The sequence below is a fragment of the Kribbella sp. NPDC004138 genome, from assembly GCF_053603655.1.
In genome coordinates this window covers 102,589-120,223 of record NZ_JBSGFZ010000003.1, presented here as the reverse complement: position 1 = coordinate 120,223, position 17,635 = coordinate 102,589, and the positions used below count along the sequence as shown (strand labels likewise).

The window sequence follows — 17,635 nt, the reverse complement described above, 5'->3', positions numbered from 1 at the left end:
GGCAGTTCGTCGAGTCCGGGTACGACGGTGCTAAGCGCCGATACGGCTGAGCGCCTGCATGGCGTTGCGTTCGATCTGGGCGACGTCGTGCAGAGCGGCGCCGGCTTTCACGAGGTACTGCGGGTCTTCTGATTCGCCGGCGCGGGTGATCAGTGCTGCGACCTCGGTCCAGACGGTGGCCGCCTCGGAGTACAACCTGTGGCCGGTGCGGAGGTCGTTGTTGTCGAGGATCTCGGTGCACTCGCCGAGGAAGTCGCGGTAGAGATTGCGGAACAAGGCGCCGCCCGTGCCCGCCTTCTCCATGAGGAGTGCGGCTTGTGGCAGGTCCCGCTCCGGGGTGTCGGTCCGCTGGAGCCACGTCCGCACCAGCTTGCCGGCCTTCTCGATGCCTCGGTGCCCCACGTTGGCGATCGGGGGATGCAGGAACGCGTCCGCGCACGCGGTGATCGCCGGAACGATCCTCTCCGGTAACTCCGGCATACCTCTCGGGGCGGTGAGGGTGAAAGATCTGTGCCTGGCGGTCATCGGTCCTCGCGCGGCCCTGGCCTCGGCGAGGCTGGTCAAGCTGGTGGTCACCTCACCGCCCTGCTGGCGCGTGTCCACCAGATGTGCGGAGTGGTCGTCGTACCCGTACATGGCCACGACATGACCGCCGAAGTGCACCTTCGAGCTGAAGTACTCCAGGTAGTAGCTGTCCAGCTGCAATCCCACCGGCTGACCGTTGTCGATCGACGCGGCGACGTTCTCCCAGGCCTTCCGCGGTGACGCCGTCTCCCGGACCACGAGCTCCAGCCCGAGCCTTTCAGCCAGGTTCCTGGTCAGCTCGAACGGCTTGATCCGTCCGCCGAGAAAGGGAAAGTCCAGCTGCTTGCTGTCCCAGTAGATGAACGACAGCGCGGATCCCAGGCCGAAGATCATCGGCTCGGACAGCTCGAGCCCCTGATGCCTGAGCAGCACGCCCAGCGTTGTCGTCTCGCAGTGCTCGTCACCTGACACACCGGCATCATGGACCCTCCGGCAACCGGAGAGTCCAGCCCCCTACACTGCGTTGACACTGTGCCTGACACATCACGGACAGGCGTCCCAGATCGCGGACGGTGTTTGGTGCTCGGCCGTCCGTGCTGTCATGATCTTCGGCATGCAGATGCTGTGTTGTTGCTGTTGTCGCTGACGAGCGCCGACTCCCGGCGCACGAGGCCCTGACCTTTTCCGTGGCCCGCCCGCCGACACAGCACACACAGGAACATCGCATGAATCTCCCGGCTCTCGCCGATCTGCTCGCCTCTCGTGGTCTCCGGCTCCTCCCCGGCTCGTACGCTGTGCCGGTAGAGCTGCTCGTCCAGTTGCCCGACGCCACGATCGCCCGGTTCACCGCCCGCGGTACGACGCTGCGCCTGCGCACCTACGCGCCGGACGCACTGACCGCGGTGACGATCCCCGCCGAGTGCGGCTGCGGCGACCACCACCCGCAGACCGGCCAGTCCCGCGTGACGCTCAGCCGGTACGCCGTACCGCTCGCGGAGCGCACCCTCGACGGCGAGCTCGAGTTCGGCTGGCGCCGGAACGAAGCGGGCCTCCTCCGCCTCCCCGACGCGACCACCCACTTCCTCACCCTGCTCGCCACCCTCCCCACCCGCGAACTCGTCGGCGTCGCCTGACCAGCCGGGCGGGACGGTGTGCACGGACGACAGGTAGTGCACCGGCGAGACACCGTACGCGCGGACGGATCCACGCTCAGGTGCACTACCTACCGGCCTGACACGTCCTGTCGAGCTGACACAACTTCCGCACACGAAGGGATATCCCCTCGCGTTGAGGGTTCTCAGTTGGTATGCGACGGAAGAACCCCCGACGTCACTGGATATCCCCTGGTACGCAGCCGGGCGGAGCCGCGGCGTGGGCCAGGAACGCCCGGCTCATCGGCGGCACAGGGTCAAGGTGCGCGAATCAAGCCTGAAAGGCGGAGTGGGGCGTCGGCAATCCGACCCACGCCGCACGGCCAAGCCCGCGCGGGTCAGCGGCGCGGCAGGTCAGGGTCAGGGGTGCGGCGGAGCGCGGCGGGTCAGGAGCGCGGCGGGGTCAGGGGGCGGTGGGTCAGGGGCGGCGGTGGGCGGGTTCGTGGGTGTCGAAGTGGTGGCGGGCTTCCGCTACTTTCGCCAGATTCGGGGACCACTCGGCGAGGGAGTGGAAGAGCGGGGCGAGGCTGCGGCCGAGAGGGCTGATGTCGTACTCGACGCGGGGCGGAACCTCCGCGTGGTACGTGCGGGTGATCAGGCCGTCGCGCTCCAACTGGCGCAGGCGCTGGGTGAGCACCTTCGGCGTGATCACCCCGATCCGCCGCTGCAGCTCGACGAACCGCTGCCGGCCGTACTCGTTCAGCGTCCACAGGATCGGCGTCGTCCACCGACTGAAGACCAGGTCCACGACCGGCGCGATCGGACAGGCTGCGACCGGATCGACTGCTGTGTTCTCCTTCACAAACCCAATACTATCCTCTAGGTACCTACTATCCCGAGGCCAGTAGCGTCGTCCTCATGATCGTGATCACCGGAGCAACCGGCAACGTAGGCCGCCCACTCGTCCAGACCCTGACCGCCGCCGGCGAAGATGTCCTCCCCGTCTCGCGACACGGCGACGGACACCAGGCCGACCTGACCCGTCCCGAAACCCTGACCCCGGCCCTCGACGGCGCGAAGGCCGTCTTCCTCCTCACCTCCGCCGACTTCCTTGCCGGCGGCAACCTCCAGCCCGTCGTTGACGTGATCCGCGACGCCGGTGTCCCGCGCGTCGTGCTGCTGTCGTCGCAAGGCGTCGCGACCGAGCGCCACCCTGCGATCCACGAAGACGCAGTCACCGGGTCCGGTCTGGAGTGGACGATCCTGCGTCCCGGCAACTTCGCCAGCAACGCGTTCGCGTGGGCGGAGTCGATCCGCACCCGGCGTGCGATGGCCGCGCCGTTCGCGGACGTCGCCCTGCCCGCCGTCGACCCGCAGGACATCGCCGAGGTCGCCGCCGCGGCCCTCCGCGAGCCCGGCCACGCGAACACCGTCTACACCCTGACCGGCCCCGCCGCCATCTCACCCCGCCAGCAAGCCGACGTGATCCAGACGGCTATCGGTACGCCGATCAGCTTCACGGAACTGACCCGCGACCAGGCACGCGCCGGCATGCTGACCTTCATGCCGGAGCCTGTCGTCGAGGCCACCCTCAACGTCCTCGGCACACCAACCCCCGCCGAACAACAGCCGAGCCCCGACATCGAGACAGTCCTCGGCCGCCCACCACACACCTTCGCCGACTGGGTCCACCGAAACATCCACGCATTCCGCTAAACAAGCACAGCCGCCCCACGCCCCGCCGTCCAGCCGCCTGCCACCACCTCCCCGCTTAGTCCTTGCCACGGTTGGCGGCGGACCGAAGCGGAGGGCAGTCGCTCGACGATCCGCCGCTCCCTGCTTGCGACAACCTCCCCACTCCGCACTTGCCGCGGGAGGACGCGGACCGAAGCGGACGGGCGGGCGCTCGACGACCTGTGGTTCGGTTGCCTGGCCACGATCTGTTCTGCTTCTTCCTTGCCACGGGAAGCGGCGGCGGGACTGAAGAGGAGGGCAGGCGCTCGACGACCTGGCGTTCCGTCGGCTGCCACAACCTCCGCCGCCCCGTGCTTGCCGTGGGAGGTGGTGGGAGCGGAGTGCGGGCCTGTTCAGTTGGCTGGGAGAACCTCTGCGGCTTCTTCCTTGCCGTGGGGGGAGGCCGGGGCTGGGGTGGGGCGGGTCTCTAGTTGGTGGCGGAGGGTTTCGGCTACCTGTTCTGCTGCTCGTTGGGCGGCGTTGAGTGCGGTGAAGCGGTCCTCGGCGGCCTTCTTGACGTCGGCCAGCTGGAACTGATGATCCGCGCGTAGCTGTTCGCGGTCGGCACGGAAGTCGCTGCGGACCGCGTCGAGCTCGGCGCGGTGCCGCTCGCGCTCTTGGCGCAGCTCGGTGCGCAACTGGTCGGCCGACTGTTGCGCGGTCTGGCGCTCGGCTTCGGCCGCAGCCTGAGCGATCCGCGCGGCCTCCGCCTCGCTGCGGGCCTGGCGGAGCTGCTCCTCGGCCGTGGCCTGCAGGTCGCGGATCCGCTGCTCTGCCTCGGCGCGGACCAGCTCAACCTCCGCAGCCGCGGCCTCACCGGCAGCCGCGATCTCCTGCCGGGCCTTCTCCAGGTCAGCCGCCGCGCTCTCACGGACGGCCACCGCGTCCAGCCGAGCCTGCTGAGCCGCTTCCTCGGCGACCGCTACATCCACGCGCGCTTCGTCGAGCGCGGTGACTGCTTCCCGTGCAGCCTCGTCGGCCTCATCCCGGGCATCCTCGGCCTCGGCCGCGAGCTGCTCCGCCTGGCGCCGACGGTGCTCTTCCTGACCTCGCTGCCGCTCGACGTCGGCGAGCTGTGCGCGGGACGACGCCTGCAACTGCTCCACCTCGGCGGCGACCGCTTCCGCATCGCCGTACGTGCGGACTGCTTCCGCGATCTGCGCGAGGTATCCCTCCAGCTCCTCCACCAGACGCGGCAGGTTGCCCTTCATCAGCTGCTCGAGCGTCATCCGGGCCGCGGTCACCGGACCCGTCGTCGGTTCGGAGCCGGCCGGCGCCGCGGTGTCACGCCGCACCGGCTGTCTGGCCAGACGGTTCTTCGCGGCCCACGCGTTCGCCTTGTTGTGCAGGACGGGCTTCCCGTCGACGCCCGCTCCCTCTCGCCCGCAGTATTTCGGCGGGCGGCCCGGCGTCCCGGGGTCCGCCTGCTTCGGGTTCGCACAGCTCACGCCCGGGAACTCGCACAGCCCTTGCCGACGCTGCGCGCCGAGATCCGTTTCCGTCATGACGCCACCCTACCGGTTTACGTCGATAAAGTTGCCCTTTTCGTTTGGTTTTCGCCCTCAACTTTTGACTGAACGAAACGGAACTGAAGTAGCGCATAATCCCCGTTATGCGCTAGTTTCTCTGTGTGGACGATCTGCCGGAACCGCTCGTATTTCGCCCAGCCGAGACTGCGGTCGAGCTGCCGGCGCCTGACCCGATCACCGAAGCCGCCGTACGGCGCTCCCTCGGACGACGTCGTCCGCTGCACGGCCAGGGAAGCGAGCAGGTCGACCGCCTCGACCTGCTCGCCGAGGCGCTCACCCCGGAGCTGACCGCGCTGGTCGTGCTGTGGCTCGGCGGCTCCCGGCGGGCCAGCCACGACACCCGGATCGGGTATGCAGACGACCTGCTGCTGTGGGCCGACTGGGCCCGTCGCGAGCTCGGCCGCGAGCGGTTCGGCCTGGATCTGCATCGTGGCGAGGTGACGATGTGGCTGACATGTCAGCAGGATGCGGGAGCGGCCGCGTCGTCGATCTCCCGCCGGCTGTCGACGCTGTCCAGCCTGTACCGGTACGCCGCGGGCTGGGGTCTGCCGGCGGTTTGCCCGATCTCCGACGACGACCACCGGCCGAAGTTCCACCGCGGCCGGCGCGCCACGTCCGCGCGGGTGCTGGACGCCGACCAGGTTGAGGCCTTGATCGCGGCAGCGGGAGATGTTCGTGACGCGCTGATCGTCGGCCTGCTCTACACCGGCGCCCTACGAGTCTCCGAGCTGTGCGGGGCCGATGACACCGACCGCCACGACGAGGGCCGGAGGACGTGGCTGGTCGTGACTCGCAAGGGCGGGAAGTCGGTTCGGGTCCCGCTCGAGACCACGGTCGCCGAGCTTCTCGATCTGTATCGCGCGATGCGCCCGGCCTGGACCGGCACGGGACCCGCTCCCCTCGTCGCCGATGCCAATGGAGGTCGGCTCGACCGGCACGACGTCACCCGACTGCTGCGCCGCCTGGCTCGGGCAGCCGGTATCCCCCGCCCGGAGACCGTTGGTCCGCACGCACTACGCGCTACGGCGATCACCGACCAGAAACGCCGCGGCCACGGCGCCGAGGAGCTCCAGGAGCTGTCCGGTCACGCCGACGTCCGCACGGTCATGATCTACATCGACGACGACGGCCGCGCCGAGCGGGTCGCCGCACTCACCGACGACCTCGGCCGCGTCATGACAGCCGTCCCCCGCCACCTCAAGTCCCCCGGCTGACCCCGACGAGCCACAGGTGAGGACCGCGCGGGCAGGTCGGCCGTCGCGGACTCACCGCTCCCCGCTGCACGATCATCGCCGTCACGCCGGTCGTGCGGCTGTACACCTCCGGACCGACGTCCGGCACCTCGGCCATCAGCCCGCTGGTCGGTCCGAGCTGGGTGAACGGGTCGGGCGTCTGCCGCGGCACGTCACGACTCAGGGACTCGATGCCCACCTGCGGAATGCTCGGCAACATCCACTACCCGGCCGGCGGCCCAGGCGGCGTCGACCAGGACCGCTTCCGGTTCGGCACGTCGACCGCCCGGGATCGGTGCGCAGTGCGACCAGCACCATCGGCGCCGACGATGCCGCGCTGGCGCCAGCCGAGCAGCGGTACGACGGGCCGATCGGGATCGACCTCGAGCCGACCGGGTTCGGCCGGTGAGGACCTTCCCGGGCAACGGCCTCGGCCGTCGAGGGAGCAGGCGTTCCCGTTGTGCACCGTCGGCGTCAGGCTGCGCAATGAGAACGCACGTGCGCAGCAGCACCCGGATCATGCGCCAACTCGGCGGAGCGTTCGGTGGGGCGACGTCCGTCATCCTGCAGAGGCCGGCCGTACCCGGGATCGCCTCAGCTTCGGCCGTCGGATTCAGCGTGCTGGGCCTCTTCTTCCCGGCTCTTGAATTAGTAACACGCTTGGTTTAACTTATCCGCGCAGCTGCAGACGCGTGTACTTCCGGTCCGCCACCTGGAGGTTTCGACATGTCCAGACGCCTGCTCGCGCGGGTTCTCCCTGCCGTGTTTCTCGGCACCTTCCTCGTCGTCCCGGCGGCACACGCCGCCGTCATGTATCCCAGCGGAGTCGGCGCCGACCTCGGGCCGACACCGACAACGCTCGGCGTGCAACCCGCCGCCGGCGACGACCCGGCCGGGCTGCGTACCGGCACCGAACAAGGCCGCACCTACTGGCAGACCGACCGGGCGGCCGGCGCCGGCTACCTGGAGTTCGACGTCGACCACGACTATGTGGACGAGATCGGCACCGACGACGTCCTGGTGACGGTGACCTATCTCGACAGCGGGTCCGGCACGCTCGAACTCCAGTACGACGCCGCGACCAATCCGCAGCAGGACGCGACCGACGTCCAACTCACCAATACCGGAATCTGGAAGACCGGCGTCTTCGCGCTCACCGGTATCGCCTTCACCGATCGGCTCGGTGACGCCGACGTCCGGCTGTTCGGGGGCAGCAGCGACATCACGGTCGCCGGCCTGCGGATCAGTACGGCGGGCGCCTCCGTGCAGCTCGGTGCGGCGCCCGTACAGAACGGGATCAGCCCGCGGGCCGGCGACGACGCCTCGCACCTGATCACCGGCGTCCAGGACGGTCGCTCGTACTGGCAGACCGACCGCACCGCGCCGTCGCCGGGCACGAACTTCTTCTACCTGAACGTCGCCGACACGTACCTGTACGACAACCGCGCTCTCGTCCTGGTGAGCATCGACTACTTCGACGAGGGCAACGGCCAGTTCGGGCTGCACTACGACTCCCCCGGCGAGACGATCCCGGAGAAGTTCAAGAACTCCGAGGTGGTCCGGTACGGCGACACGAAGACCTGGAAGACGTACACCTTCGCGCTGCCCGACGCCGTGCTGACGAACCGCTCCAACGGCGGCGACTTCCGGATCCACAACGGCGACGGCGCTGTCGACCTCAAGGTCGCCGCGGTCCGGGTCGCCAAGGTCGCCACCACACTCGACGTCACCGAAGGGCTAGTCGACCTGATCGCCGAGGCCACCCGGACCGAGAAGGCGGCCCGCGAGGGGACACGCGACGGCCAGTACCCGGCCGGTAGCCGCGCCACGCTGCAGGACGCGATCGACAACGCTCAGGCGATCGCGTCCACTCCCGGCGTCACCGACGGACAGGTCAAGGACGCACTCAAGGCGTTGCAGACCGCCCTCGACACGTTCACGGCATCCGTCGTCGACGCGAACTTCGCCGACGACGGTACGGCGACCGCGAGCGGCGGAACCGGCGCTGCGAACGTGAACGACAACAACCACCAGACCACCTGGACCGGTGCGGCCGACACGTGGTTGCAGGTCGACCTCAGAGCCCCGCGACCGGTCAACGACGTACGCGTCGAGTGGGCCGAGGCGTACTCCCCCGACTACACCGTGCAGGTCTCGAACGACGGCAAGAACTTCGTCGACGTCGGACGGACCGGATCGCCGGGCGGCAACCAGTTCAGCCGCACGCGGTTCGCGACGGTGAGCGCGCGCTACGTGCGGGTCGCGATGACCGGCGCCGACTCGTTCGGCGTCAAAGAGCTGCAGCTGCGGCTCGTTCCTGTCGTGACGCCGGCGCCGCGGCTCGTGACCACCGGCAACCCGACCGAGGACGGTGTGGTCGCGGACTTCGACGCCACGCAGTACGGCGCCGACCGCAGCGGCCGCCGCGACTCCACGAAGGCGATCCAGCAGGCGATCTACGCCTGTCAGGATGCGGGCGGCGGCACGGTCTGGCTGCCGGCCGGGCGGTACAAGGTCACCGACACGATCGAGGTCCACACGTTCTGCAGCCTCCGCGGCGACCACAGCCAGAGACTCGGCACGGGCACGGTGATCGTTGCCGACCTGCGATCCGGTGACGACGGGCCGAGCCTGTTCCGGATCGGCGGCAGCGCCGGCGTCCTCGGCGTGACGACGTACTACCCGAACCAGAACGCGACCGCGCCGGTCCCGTACAACTACACGTTCGAGATCCCCGGCGGCGCCTGGATCGGCAACGAGAACTACATGATGGCGACGGTCTCCGACGTCACGATGCTGAACTCGTACCGCGGTATCGGCGTCAGCACGATGCCGAACGACCACGGCAACGCCCCGAGCTCGGGGCAGGTGCACGAGTCCACGACGATTCGCAACGTCCGCGGCACGGCGCTGTTCGAGGGTGCGCGTGCCTACAACGGCGCCGACGTCGGCACCTGGGAGAACGTGACGTTCAGCAACTCGTACTGGTCGGCCGCTCCAGCGGAGTTCCACCCGCCGGCCCGTGCGGCGCTGGACGCGTGGACCCGGGCGAACGGCACCGGTCTGGTGCTCGGCGACCTCGAATGGGACCAGTTCTACCGGATCGCGTTGTCCGACTACGCGGTCGGCATTCACGTGGTCGCGGGCCAGCGGGCCCAGTTCACGGGCAGCTTCCTCGAACCCGACGTACGCCGGACCGCGCTCGGCCTCAAGGTCGACGTGATGGACGACCGGTGGGGCCTGACCCTGGCCGGCGGTCACGTCGACGGCGGCATCACGAACAACTCCCGTGGCTACGTCAAAATCACCGGCACCGAGGTCACCGGCGCGCAGACCGGCATCATCCACCACATGTCCGGCACCGCCCCGACGTACACCCAGAAACCCCTGCCCAAGCCGGTGCAGAAGTTGTACGTCGTGGAGGCGCCGCACGGAGTCGGCTACCTGCCGGCCGCGGACGCCACGCGTGCGGTGCAGAAAGTTCTCGACCGAGCCGGGCGTGAGGGCGGCGGGATCGTCTACCTGCCCGCCGGGTGGTACCGGATCAGCACGCACCTGAACGTCCCGGCGAAGGTCGAGTTGCGCGGCGCTTCCGCCGTACCGAACCGGGACCAGGGCGGTGCGAGCGGCGGGACTGTGCTCCAGGCGTTCGAGCGGAACACGGACACGGCGTTGATCACGCTGCAGAACCGCGCCGGAGTGCGTGGGCTGCGGGTCTTCTACCCGGGGAACAACCCCGGCCGGGCCGAGGGCGTGCTGCCGTACCCGTACGCGATCCGTGGGCACGCCGGAGCGAACTACGTCGTCAACGCCGGCTTCCCGAACACCTGGAACGGCATCGACCTGAGCGGTGACGACGTGGTGGTCCGCAAGGTCGCGGGCGCGTTCTTCGACCACGCGATCGCGATCGGCCCGGGCCGCAACGGCCGTGTCGAGGGTGTGCTGTCGAACGGGAACGCGGTCACCCGGGTCGGCTACCAGCAGCCGTACTGGATGAACGAGGGCCGCATCTTCGAGCTCGTCATCGACAAGTACATGCGCAAGGCCGCGAAGATCGTCACCGTCGACGGAGCCCGCGGGCTGACCTTGCTGAACGTGTTCGCGTACGGGTTCCACGACGGTCTCGTGGTGAACTCCGGCCAGGTGGACGCGTTCAACCTCGGTACCGACAACCTCGGCGGCGACGGGCACACCGTGCGGGTGGCGAGCGGCGACGTCGAGGCGACGAACCTCGCCCGCTACAACGGCGCCACGCTGAGCGGGCCGGCCACGCTGCACAACGTAATGGTGATCAACGTCGTGCAACGCAGCGTGTCCGTCCGGGCGGCCGGCAACGGCGCCGTGGCGATCGCGGGGAACGAGTCCGAGCCGGGAACGTACGAGGTCGGCGCGCAGGTCACCGTGACGGCGGCGCCAGGATCGGATAGCGTTTTCCGGGACTGGACCGTGGACGGGACCGTGGTGTCGACAGCGCCGTCGTACACCTTCATGGTCGGCACGGACCAGATTCTGACCGCTAACTTCACCCCGAAGTAGGAGCGAGATGGCTGACACACAACAGCAGGTCGCGATCGTCGGGTGCGGCATCATCGGCCGCACCCACGCCCAGACCGTCGCGGAACGGCCGGACGCGATCGTCACCGCCCTGGTGGACGGTGACGCCGCGGCCGGGGAGGCACTCCGGGCGCACCTGGTCGAACTCGGCGAGCCCGAGCCGAAGGTGTTCGACGACCTGACCGCGGCGCTGAGTGGGTCGGACGTCTCCCTGGTGGCGGTCTGTACGCCCAGCGGCACGCACGCGGCGCTGGCCGAGCAGGCGCTGAACGAGAAGAAGCACGTCGTGATCGAGAAACCCCTCGACGTCGACCTGGTCCGGGCCCGCCGCCTCGGCGCGGCGGCCACCCGGGCCGCGAACCACGGCGTGGTGTCGTCGGTGATCAGCCAGCACCGGTTCGACGCCGGCAGCGCGGTGGTCAAGCAGGCGATCGACGCCGGCCGGTTCGGGCAGCTGACGTCGTCGGTCGCGACGGTGGCCTGGTGGCGCAGCGACGAGTACTACGCGTCCGCGGGCTGGCGCGGGACCTGGGAGCAGGACGGCGGCGGCGCGCTGATGAACCAGGGTGTCCACACCGTCGATCTGATGCTGTGGTTCATGGGCCGCCCGGTGACCATCCAGGCCCAGGCGCTGCGGGCGGCTCACCACGCGATCGAGGTCGAGGACACCGTCGTCGCGACGCTGACGTTCGAGAACGGCGCCGTCGGAACGCTGCACGCCACCACGGCGGCCTTCCCCGGTGGCCGCACCCGCGTCTCCGTCCACGGCACCGAAGGCGGGGCCGAGGTAGAGGACGACCGACTTCGCCGCCTGAATGTGGACGGCGACAAGAACGACGCCCCCACCGACGCCGGTGACCCGGGCGGCCACAAGGCGCAGTACGACGACATCCTCAAGGCCATCACGGACGGTTCCCAGCCCGCGATCACCGTTCAGGACGCGATCGACGCGCTGGCGACGGTGCGAGCGGTCTACATCGCCTCCACGCTCCAGCGCCCGGTCAAGTTCATCGACGTCCTCGAAGGTAGGTACGACGACGTCGACGTGTCCCGGGGTATCGGTCTCCCGCCCAACTGACGCTGAACTGATGCACCGGGCGAGCCGTCTCAGGCCGGCGGCTCGCCCGGTGCGCGTTTGTTGAGGATCCGGTGGTAGAGCTTGCTGTCGCGCCACTGGCCGTTGATGTGCAGGTACTCCGGCGCGAAGCCGTACTGCTCGAACCCGCACTTCTGCAGCACCCGCTGCGACCGGGTGTTGTCGTGGTTGGTGCTGGCCGCGATCCGGTGCAGCAGCAGCACCTCGTCGGCGAGCCGGCACACCTCGGTGAGCGCCGCCGTCGCCAGCCCCTTGCCGGCCTCCGCGACGTCGACCCAGTAGCCGATGTCGCCGTTGCGCCAGGCCCCGTGCACGATGTTGGTCAGCGTCGCCGTCCCGATGACGCGATCGCCCTCGGCGAGGACCCACGGGACGGCGTTGTCGAGCTTCAGTTGGTCGCTGAAACGCGTCGCCTGGAATTCCGGGGTGTACCAGTGCTCCGGCCGCCGGGGCTCGTACGGAGCGACCTGCTCGCGGCTGCGCCAGATCGCCTCGCAGTACGAGGCCGCGTCCTCGGGGCGGACCGGGCGGAGGGTGACCGTGCCGGTGAGCGGAGCGGTCAGGGCATCGGTGAGGGTCGGATCCACCCGGGCATCCTAGATCGGCGCCGGGCGATCCCTACTTGGGCAGTCTCCGCGCCTGGCTGGAGCCCGACACCCGCGGCGTGAACGCGTCGTGGAAGATCGTCGACGCCGCGCCGACCGCGGCCGCGTCGGTCTGCAGCATGGACTCCTCGACCAGCACCGGCCGGGTCTCCCGGGCCACCGGGTGCGCGTTCACCGCGCGCCCGATCTCGGTCAGGAAGATCTCCGAGATCTCCTGGCCGAACGCCGGTCCACCGAGGACGATCAGGTCGATGTCGAGCAGGTCCACGAGCCCGACCGCGCCTTGCCCGATCACCCGCGCGACCTGCGCGACCGCCTTCACCGCCGCCTCGTTCCCGTCGGCCGCCGCCTTGCACACGGCGCGGTACCGCTTGGCCTCGTCGGTGGCTCCGGCATCGGTCTCGACGTACCCGAACTCGCCCGCGATCACCGGCAGCGACGCCGTCGGGTTGCACTCCGGCACCATCCGCGGGCCGTTCTCCGGATCCCACTCCCCCATCCGGAGCGCCGCGATCTGCCCGAACTCGCCCGCGTTCGCGGTCCCGCCGCGGTAGATCGAGCCGTTCAGGATCAGGCCGCTGCCGACGCCCGTGCCGAGGTACAGGTAGGCGAAGTCGCGGGCCCGCGCCGACCGGCCGATCCAGCGCTCGCCGATGGCGGCCGCCGTACCGTCCTTCTCCACCAGCACCGGGTGGTTCAGCTTCTGCTGCAGCAACTCACGGATCTTCAGCCCGCGCCAGGCCGGCTGCAACGGCAGCGCGAGCAGGGTCCCGGCCGCGTCGATCGGGCCCGGCACCGCGACGCCGACACCGAGCATCGAGGCGAGGTCGATCTGGCTGATGCTGAGCGCCGCGGTGACCGTCGCCGCGGTCAGGTCGATCAGCTTGTCGGCCGCGAGACCGTCGGCGAGGTCGACCGTCTCGCGACGCACGATCGTGCCGTCCAGGTCGACCACGGCGACGGTGAGCAGTTCGGGATCGATGTGGATGCCGACCGCGTGCGCGGCGTTCGACCGCAGCCGGACCGGCGTCCGCGGCTTGCCGAGCCGTTCGGCGCGCTCCTGCGCCTCCTCGACCAGCAGGCCCTGCTGGAGGAGGATGCGCAGGATCCGCGACACCGACTGCTGGGTGAGACCGGTCCGGCGGGAGATCTCGGTCCGGCTGATGATGCCGGCCAGCCGGATCGTCTCGATGATCACGGCCTCGTTGAACGAGCCCAGGTCGTACTGGTTCGCGCCCGCGCGCCGCAGCTCCGCGAGTCCCTCGACCGAATCGCTCATCGCCACCTCCCCGTCTCGTCCCTCACTGGCCGTGATCGTACTGCCGGACCGCCCGGATCACGGTGCCTCGAGCGCTCCGTCGATCCGCCGGACGCCGGCCGCCCACTCGTCGTGACCGGACAACTCCGCCGGATAACGGGCCGCCGCCTCCAGGTCGACGTCGATACCCCAGCCGGGCGCCTCGTTCGGCCGCAGCCAGCCGTCCTCGATCCGCAGCGTGCCGGGGAACACCTCGTACGTCGCCTCGTTGTAGATGTGCCCCTCCTGGATGCCGAAGGCAACAGAGGTGACGTCCAGCGCCACGTTCGCCGCCGCGCCGATCGGCGAGGTGTCGCCCGGTCCGTGCCAGGCCGTCCGTACGCCGGACAGCTCGGCGAGATCGGCCAGCTTCCGCGCCGGGGTGAGGCCGCCGATGTCGGACACGTGCGAGCGGATGAAGTCGACGCCGTGCTCGCGGACCAGCCGGACGGCGTCCGTCATCGACGTGGTCAGCTCGCCGACCGCCAGCGGCACCGGCGACGCCGCCCGCACCTCGGGCAGCCGGTCCCAGTGCTCGGGCGGCAGCACGTCCTCGAGGAAGAACAGCCCGTACGGCTCGAGAGAGCGCGCCAGCAGGACTGCTTCCTTCGGGGTCAGCCGCGAGTGCACGTCGTGCAGCAGTTCGATGTTGTCCGGCAGCGCCTGCCGTGCCTCCGCGAACAGCTCCGGCGTGGTGCGCAGGTAGTCGCGGGCCGACCAGCCGTTGCGGTACGGCGAGTCGGGGTAGAGCGTCGGCACCTGCGGAGCGCCGTACCCGCCGCCGCCCGGGGTGGAGACCTGCAGCCGGATGTGCCGCCAGCCCTGCGCGATCAGCTTCTGCGCGTGGTCGATCGTGTCCTCGATCGTCTTGCCGCTGGCGTGGATGTAGGTGTCGGCGGCGGCGCGGACCTTGCCGCCGAGCAGCTCGTACACCGGCATCCCGGCGCGCTTGCCGGCGATGTCCCACAGGGCCTGGTCGATGCCGGAGATCGCGTTGTTGGTGACCGGACCGCCGCGCCAGTAGCCCGAGTACGACGCGAGCCGCGTGAGGTCGCCGATGTCACCGGGGTAGCGGCCGACCAGCAGCCGCGCCAGGTGCTCGTCGACGAACGTCTGGACCGCCTTCCAGCGCTGGGTGAACGTGGCGCAGCCGAGCCCGTACAGGCCCGGTTCGGTGGTGTCGATCTTCACGACCACCAGCGGGATGCCTTGCGGTGCCGTGACGATCGCCTTCACCTCGCGGATCCGGATGTCGTCGCGGACGGGCCACGGCTGGTCGAAGTTCGAGGGCATTCAGAGCTCCAGAGGAAGGGTGGGTAGGTCGAGTTCGTGCCGGGCCTCGAAGCCCAGCACAGTCCGTACGGCGGTCAGGTCGATCGGCACCTCGCGCCCGGTGAACGAGCGCGACCGCGGCACGTCCGGCGCGTACGCGTCGAGCAGGTCCTCGGTCGGGTACGGCGCGATCGTGGTGCTCGCGGTGACGAAGAAGGTGTGCGCGCCGGACAGCGGCGCCGTCAGTCCGAGCTCGACGGCGTACGCCGCGTCCCGGGTGTCGAGGTAGCTCCACGCCTCCCGCAACCCGCCGGCCGGATGCTTGCGGACATGCTCGGACATCTCCTGCAGCACGTCCGGCGAGTTCACGTGCGGGAACCGGAACGCGACCACGTCGATCCCCCACCGCCGCCACGCCATCCGGGCGGTGTTCTCGTCGTTCTGCTTCGACAGCGAGTACGCATCGCCGACGTCGCTCGCCGCCTGCTCGTCCCACGGGAAGTACGGCGGCCGGATCTCGTGCGGGTTGAACGGTACACCGGTGGCGTTGATGCTGCTCGCGATGACGGCCCGGTCGATGCCGAGGGCACCGGCCTGGGCCAGCACGTTGAACGTCGACACCACGTTGATCGAGTACACCTCGTACGGCGTGCCGGCCGACGGGTGCGGGAGCGCCGCCAGGTGGACGACGTACTCCGCGCCCTCCAGCGCGTGCGCGACGTCGGTCTCGGACCGGGTGTCGCCGATCAGCACCCGGTCCGCCTTCAGGTCCGGGTGCTCGACATTGCTCAACGCGGTCACCTTCGCACCCAGCGCGTTCAGGTGCTCGACCGTCGTCATCCCGATCCGCCCGGCGGCCCCCGTGACCAGCACCCGCCGACCGTTCAGTTCACTCACTCCTTCACACCTCCGGCCATTCCCACCCCGCGCAGGAACTGTTTCTGGAACAACAAGAACAGCACCACAGGAATCAGCACCGCGAGGAACAGGGCGCTCATCTGCAACGAAATCTCTGTGGTTTTCTGCACCCGCGGCAGCGCCACCGAGATCGGTTGCAGCCGTGGATCCGGCAGCACCAGCAGCGGCCAGAGGTAATCCTTCCACGAGCCGATGACGGTGAGCAGGGCGACCACTCCGACGATCGGCTTCGACAGCGGCAGGATCAGTGCCGTGAACAGCCGCAGGTTGCTCGCGCCGTCGATCCGGGCGGCCTCGATCAGCTCGCGCGGGATCGAGTCGAAGTACCGCTTCATCACCAGCACGTTGAACGCGCCGGCCGCCGACGGCAACCAGACCGCCCAGAAGGTGTTCTGCAGGCTGATCCCGAGCAGCGGCAGCTTCAGCACCGTCATGTAGAGCGGCACCAGCGAGATGACACCGGGCAGGAACAGCGTCGCCAGCACCGCGCCGGTGATGATCGGCCCCCACTTCGGCCGCAGGATGCTCAGCACGAAGGCGCCCGTGGTACACACGAACAACGTCGAGATCATCGAGCCGATCGCGATGAACGCGGTGTTGCCCAGGTACGCGCCGATCTGCACGCGGTTCCAGGCGTCGGGGATGTTCTGCACCTGGATGCCCGAGGGCCACAGCTGCATCGGGCCGCGCACGATGTCCTGACTCGTCGAGACACCGGACTTCAGCAGCCACAGCAGAGGTCCGACACCGGCGATCACCACGCCAATGAACAGCAGCACCTGGATCGCCGGCAACCCGTAGCGGACCGCCGAAACTTTCCGGTCGGCGAAGGAGATGATTCCGCGTTCCGGGGAATTGTCACGGGTCATGTCGTACTCCAGCGGCGGGTGACGAAGTGGTAGATGACCGACAGCACGCACAGCACCCCGGCGAGCAGCACGCTGAGCGCGGTCGCGGCGCCGAAGTCGCCGTTGATGAACGCGTACCGGTAGATCAGCAGCAGGATCGACAGGGTGGCGTTGTTCGGGCCGCCGCCGGTGAACAGGAACGGCTCGGTGAACACCTGGAACGTGCCGATCAGCTGCAGCAGCATCATGATCAGGATGATTCCGCGGATCTGCGGCAGCGTGACGTGCCAGACCCGGCTCCAGATCCCGGACCCGTCCAGCTCGGCCGCCTCGTACAGCTCCGTACGGACGCCGGTCAGCGCCGCCAGGTAGATGATCGAGGTCGCGCCGGCGCCGGCCCAGGTCGCCTCGAGCACGATCGCGGGCATCGCCAGCGACTGCGAGTTCAGCCAGGCGAACGGCCCGATCCCGAACCAGCCGAGGATCGAGTTGAACACGCCCGTCGTACTCGGGTCGTAGAAGAACTTCCACAACAGGATCGCGGCCACCGGCGGTACGACGGCCGGCAGGTACGACAGCACGTTGTAGAGCCAGCCGGTGCGGCGCAACTCGCTGATGAACACGGCCAGGAACAAGGGCACCGGGAAACCGAAGACCAGCGCCAGGAAGGCGAAGTACAGCGTGTTGAGCGCGGCCTGCGGAAGCTGCGGGTCGGTCAGCACGTAGCTGAAGTTCGCCATCCCGACCCACTCCGGCGCCTGGACGAGGTTGTTCTTCTGGAAGCTGAGCACCAGGCCGCGGACGATCGGGCCCCAGGAGAAGTACAGGAAGATCAGCACCAGGGGCACGGCGAACAGGACGGCGCTGAGCCCGCCGGAGCGGTACCAGGTGGTAACACTCCGGCCGGACTTCTGCGTTCTCTGCTGGAACATGG

General features: G+C 69.3%; 15 protein-coding genes. 5 read left to right on the top strand and 10 right to left on the bottom strand.

The annotated features are described in order from the left end of the window. Positions 1-30: 30 nt before the first annotated feature. Positions 31-996 (bottom strand): BtrH N-terminal domain-containing protein, encoded by a 966-nt coding sequence (locus ACWEOO_RS04720; RefSeq protein ID WP_452141799.1) that lies wholly within the window; start codon positions 994-996, stop codon positions 31-33. A gap of 254 nt (positions 997-1,250) precedes the next feature. On the opposite strand from ACWEOO_RS04720, the gene ACWEOO_RS04715 reads away from it, so the two are divergent. Beyond that, the gene (locus ACWEOO_RS04715; protein WP_452141798.1) at positions 1,251-1,658 is read left to right on the top strand and encodes a hypothetical protein; all 408 of its coding nucleotides are present in this window, start codon (positions 1,251-1,253) and stop codon (positions 1,656-1,658) included. A gap of 436 nt (positions 1,659-2,094) precedes the next feature. Here the strand turns inward: ACWEOO_RS04715 and ACWEOO_RS04710 are convergent, their stop codons facing one another. Next, positions 2,095-2,478, bottom strand: coding sequence for a winged helix-turn-helix transcriptional regulator (locus tag ACWEOO_RS04710; RefSeq protein ID WP_452141797.1), 384 nt, complete (start codon positions 2,476-2,478; stop codon positions 2,095-2,097). Between the two features lie 56 nt (positions 2,479-2,534). Between ACWEOO_RS04710 and ACWEOO_RS04705 the strand changes: the two genes are divergently transcribed. Beyond that, a complete protein-coding gene (locus tag ACWEOO_RS04705; RefSeq protein WP_359928367.1) occupies positions 2,535-3,332 on the top strand; it encodes an NAD(P)H-binding protein in 798 nt (265 codons plus the stop codon). 371 nt (positions 3,333-3,703) lie between these two features. On the opposite strand, the gene ACWEOO_RS04700 is transcribed toward ACWEOO_RS04705, so the two are convergent. Continuing rightward, positions 3,704-4,855 (bottom strand): hypothetical protein, encoded by a 1,152-nt coding sequence (locus ACWEOO_RS04700; RefSeq protein ID WP_452141796.1) that lies wholly within the window; start codon positions 4,853-4,855, stop codon positions 3,704-3,706. A gap of 125 nt (positions 4,856-4,980) precedes the next feature. Here ACWEOO_RS04700 and ACWEOO_RS04695 point away from each other — a divergent pair, with 125 nt between their 5' ends. Continuing rightward, complete coding sequence (locus tag ACWEOO_RS04695; RefSeq protein ID WP_452141795.1) at positions 4,981-6,093, top strand: tyrosine-type recombinase/integrase; 1,113 nt, start codon at positions 4,981-4,983, stop codon at positions 6,091-6,093. Here ACWEOO_RS04695 and ACWEOO_RS04690 read toward each other — a convergent pair. Then, positions 6,077-6,310, bottom strand: a complete 234-nt coding sequence (locus tag ACWEOO_RS04690) for a hypothetical protein (RefSeq protein WP_452141794.1) — start codon at positions 6,308-6,310, stop codon at positions 6,077-6,079. The genes ACWEOO_RS04695 and ACWEOO_RS04690 overlap by 17 nt on opposite strands. A 527-nt stretch (positions 6,311-6,837) precedes the next feature. Here ACWEOO_RS04690 and ACWEOO_RS04685 point away from each other — a divergent pair. Further along, positions 6,838-10,647: a glycosyl hydrolase family 28-related protein gene (locus ACWEOO_RS04685; RefSeq protein ID WP_452141793.1), complete on the top strand. Its 3,810-nt coding sequence runs from the start codon at positions 6,838-6,840 to the stop codon at positions 10,645-10,647. 7 nt (positions 10,648-10,654) lie between these two features. Next, positions 10,655-11,743, top strand: a complete 1,089-nt coding sequence (locus ACWEOO_RS04680) for a Gfo/Idh/MocA family protein (protein ID WP_452141792.1) — start codon at positions 10,655-10,657, stop codon at positions 11,741-11,743. Positions 11,744-11,772: 29 nt separating this feature from the next. Here the strand turns inward: ACWEOO_RS04680 and ACWEOO_RS04675 are convergent, their stop codons facing one another. Genes ACWEOO_RS04675 through ACWEOO_RS04650 form a run of 6 tightly spaced genes read right to left on the bottom strand, consistent with a single transcriptional unit; the run spans position 11,773 to position 17,633 of the window. Next, positions 11,773-12,348 carry a GNAT family N-acetyltransferase gene (locus tag ACWEOO_RS04675; protein WP_452141791.1) on the bottom strand — a complete coding sequence of 192 codons (576 nt, stop codon included), beginning with the start codon at positions 12,346-12,348 and terminating at the stop codon, positions 11,773-11,775. A 31-nt stretch (positions 12,349-12,379) separates the two neighbouring features. Continuing rightward, on the bottom strand, positions 12,380-13,645 hold the full coding sequence (locus ACWEOO_RS04670; protein ID WP_452141790.1) for an ROK family transcriptional regulator: 1,266 nt from the start codon (positions 13,643-13,645) through the stop codon (positions 12,380-12,382). Between the two features lie 57 nt (positions 13,646-13,702). Then, complete coding sequence (locus ACWEOO_RS04665; protein ID WP_452141789.1) at positions 13,703-14,956, bottom strand: enolase C-terminal domain-like protein; 1,254 nt, start codon at positions 14,954-14,956, stop codon at positions 13,703-13,705. Continuing rightward, on the bottom strand, positions 14,957-15,832 hold the full coding sequence (locus tag ACWEOO_RS04660; RefSeq protein WP_452141788.1) for an NAD-dependent epimerase/dehydratase family protein: 876 nt from the start codon (positions 15,830-15,832) through the stop codon (positions 14,957-14,959). Continuing rightward, positions 15,829-16,722: a carbohydrate ABC transporter permease gene (locus ACWEOO_RS04655; RefSeq protein ID WP_452141787.1), complete on the bottom strand. Its 894-nt coding sequence runs from the start codon at positions 16,720-16,722 to the stop codon at positions 15,829-15,831. The genes ACWEOO_RS04660 and ACWEOO_RS04655 overlap by 4 nt, the downstream gene beginning before the upstream one ends. Further along, entirely contained in the window at positions 16,719-17,633 is a 915-nt protein-coding gene (locus ACWEOO_RS04650) for a carbohydrate ABC transporter permease (RefSeq protein WP_452141786.1), read from the bottom strand. The genes ACWEOO_RS04655 and ACWEOO_RS04650 overlap by 4 nt, the downstream gene beginning before the upstream one ends. Between the last annotated feature and the right edge of the window lie 2 nt (positions 17,634-17,635).

Coding starts and splice junctions, on each gene's coding strand:
- ACWEOO_RS04665 (WP_452141789.1), bottom strand. CDS start 14,956: ATGCCCTCGAACTTCGACCAGCCGTGGCCCGTCCGCGACGACATCCGG.
- ACWEOO_RS04650 (WP_452141786.1), bottom strand. CDS start 17,633: ATGTTCCAGCAGAGAACGCAGAAGTCCGGCCGGAGTGTTACCACCTGG.
- ACWEOO_RS04680 (WP_452141792.1), top strand. CDS start 10,655: ATGGCTGACACACAACAGCAGGTCGCGATCGTCGGGTGCGGCATCATC.
- ACWEOO_RS04655 (WP_452141787.1), bottom strand. CDS start 16,722: ATGACCCGTGACAATTCCCCGGAACGCGGAATCATCTCCTTCGCCGAC.
- ACWEOO_RS04670 (WP_452141790.1), bottom strand. CDS start 13,645: ATGAGCGATTCGGTCGAGGGACTCGCGGAGCTGCGGCGCGCGGGCGCG.
- ACWEOO_RS04700 (WP_452141796.1), bottom strand. CDS start 4,855: ATGACGGAAACGGATCTCGGCGCGCAGCGTCGGCAAGGGCTGTGCGAG.
- ACWEOO_RS04715 (WP_452141798.1), top strand. CDS start 1,251: ATGAATCTCCCGGCTCTCGCCGATCTGCTCGCCTCTCGTGGTCTCCGG.
- ACWEOO_RS04685 (WP_452141793.1), top strand. CDS start 6,838: ATGTCCAGACGCCTGCTCGCGCGGGTTCTCCCTGCCGTGTTTCTCGGC.
- ACWEOO_RS04705 (WP_359928367.1), top strand. CDS start 2,535: ATGATCGTGATCACCGGAGCAACCGGCAACGTAGGCCGCCCACTCGTC.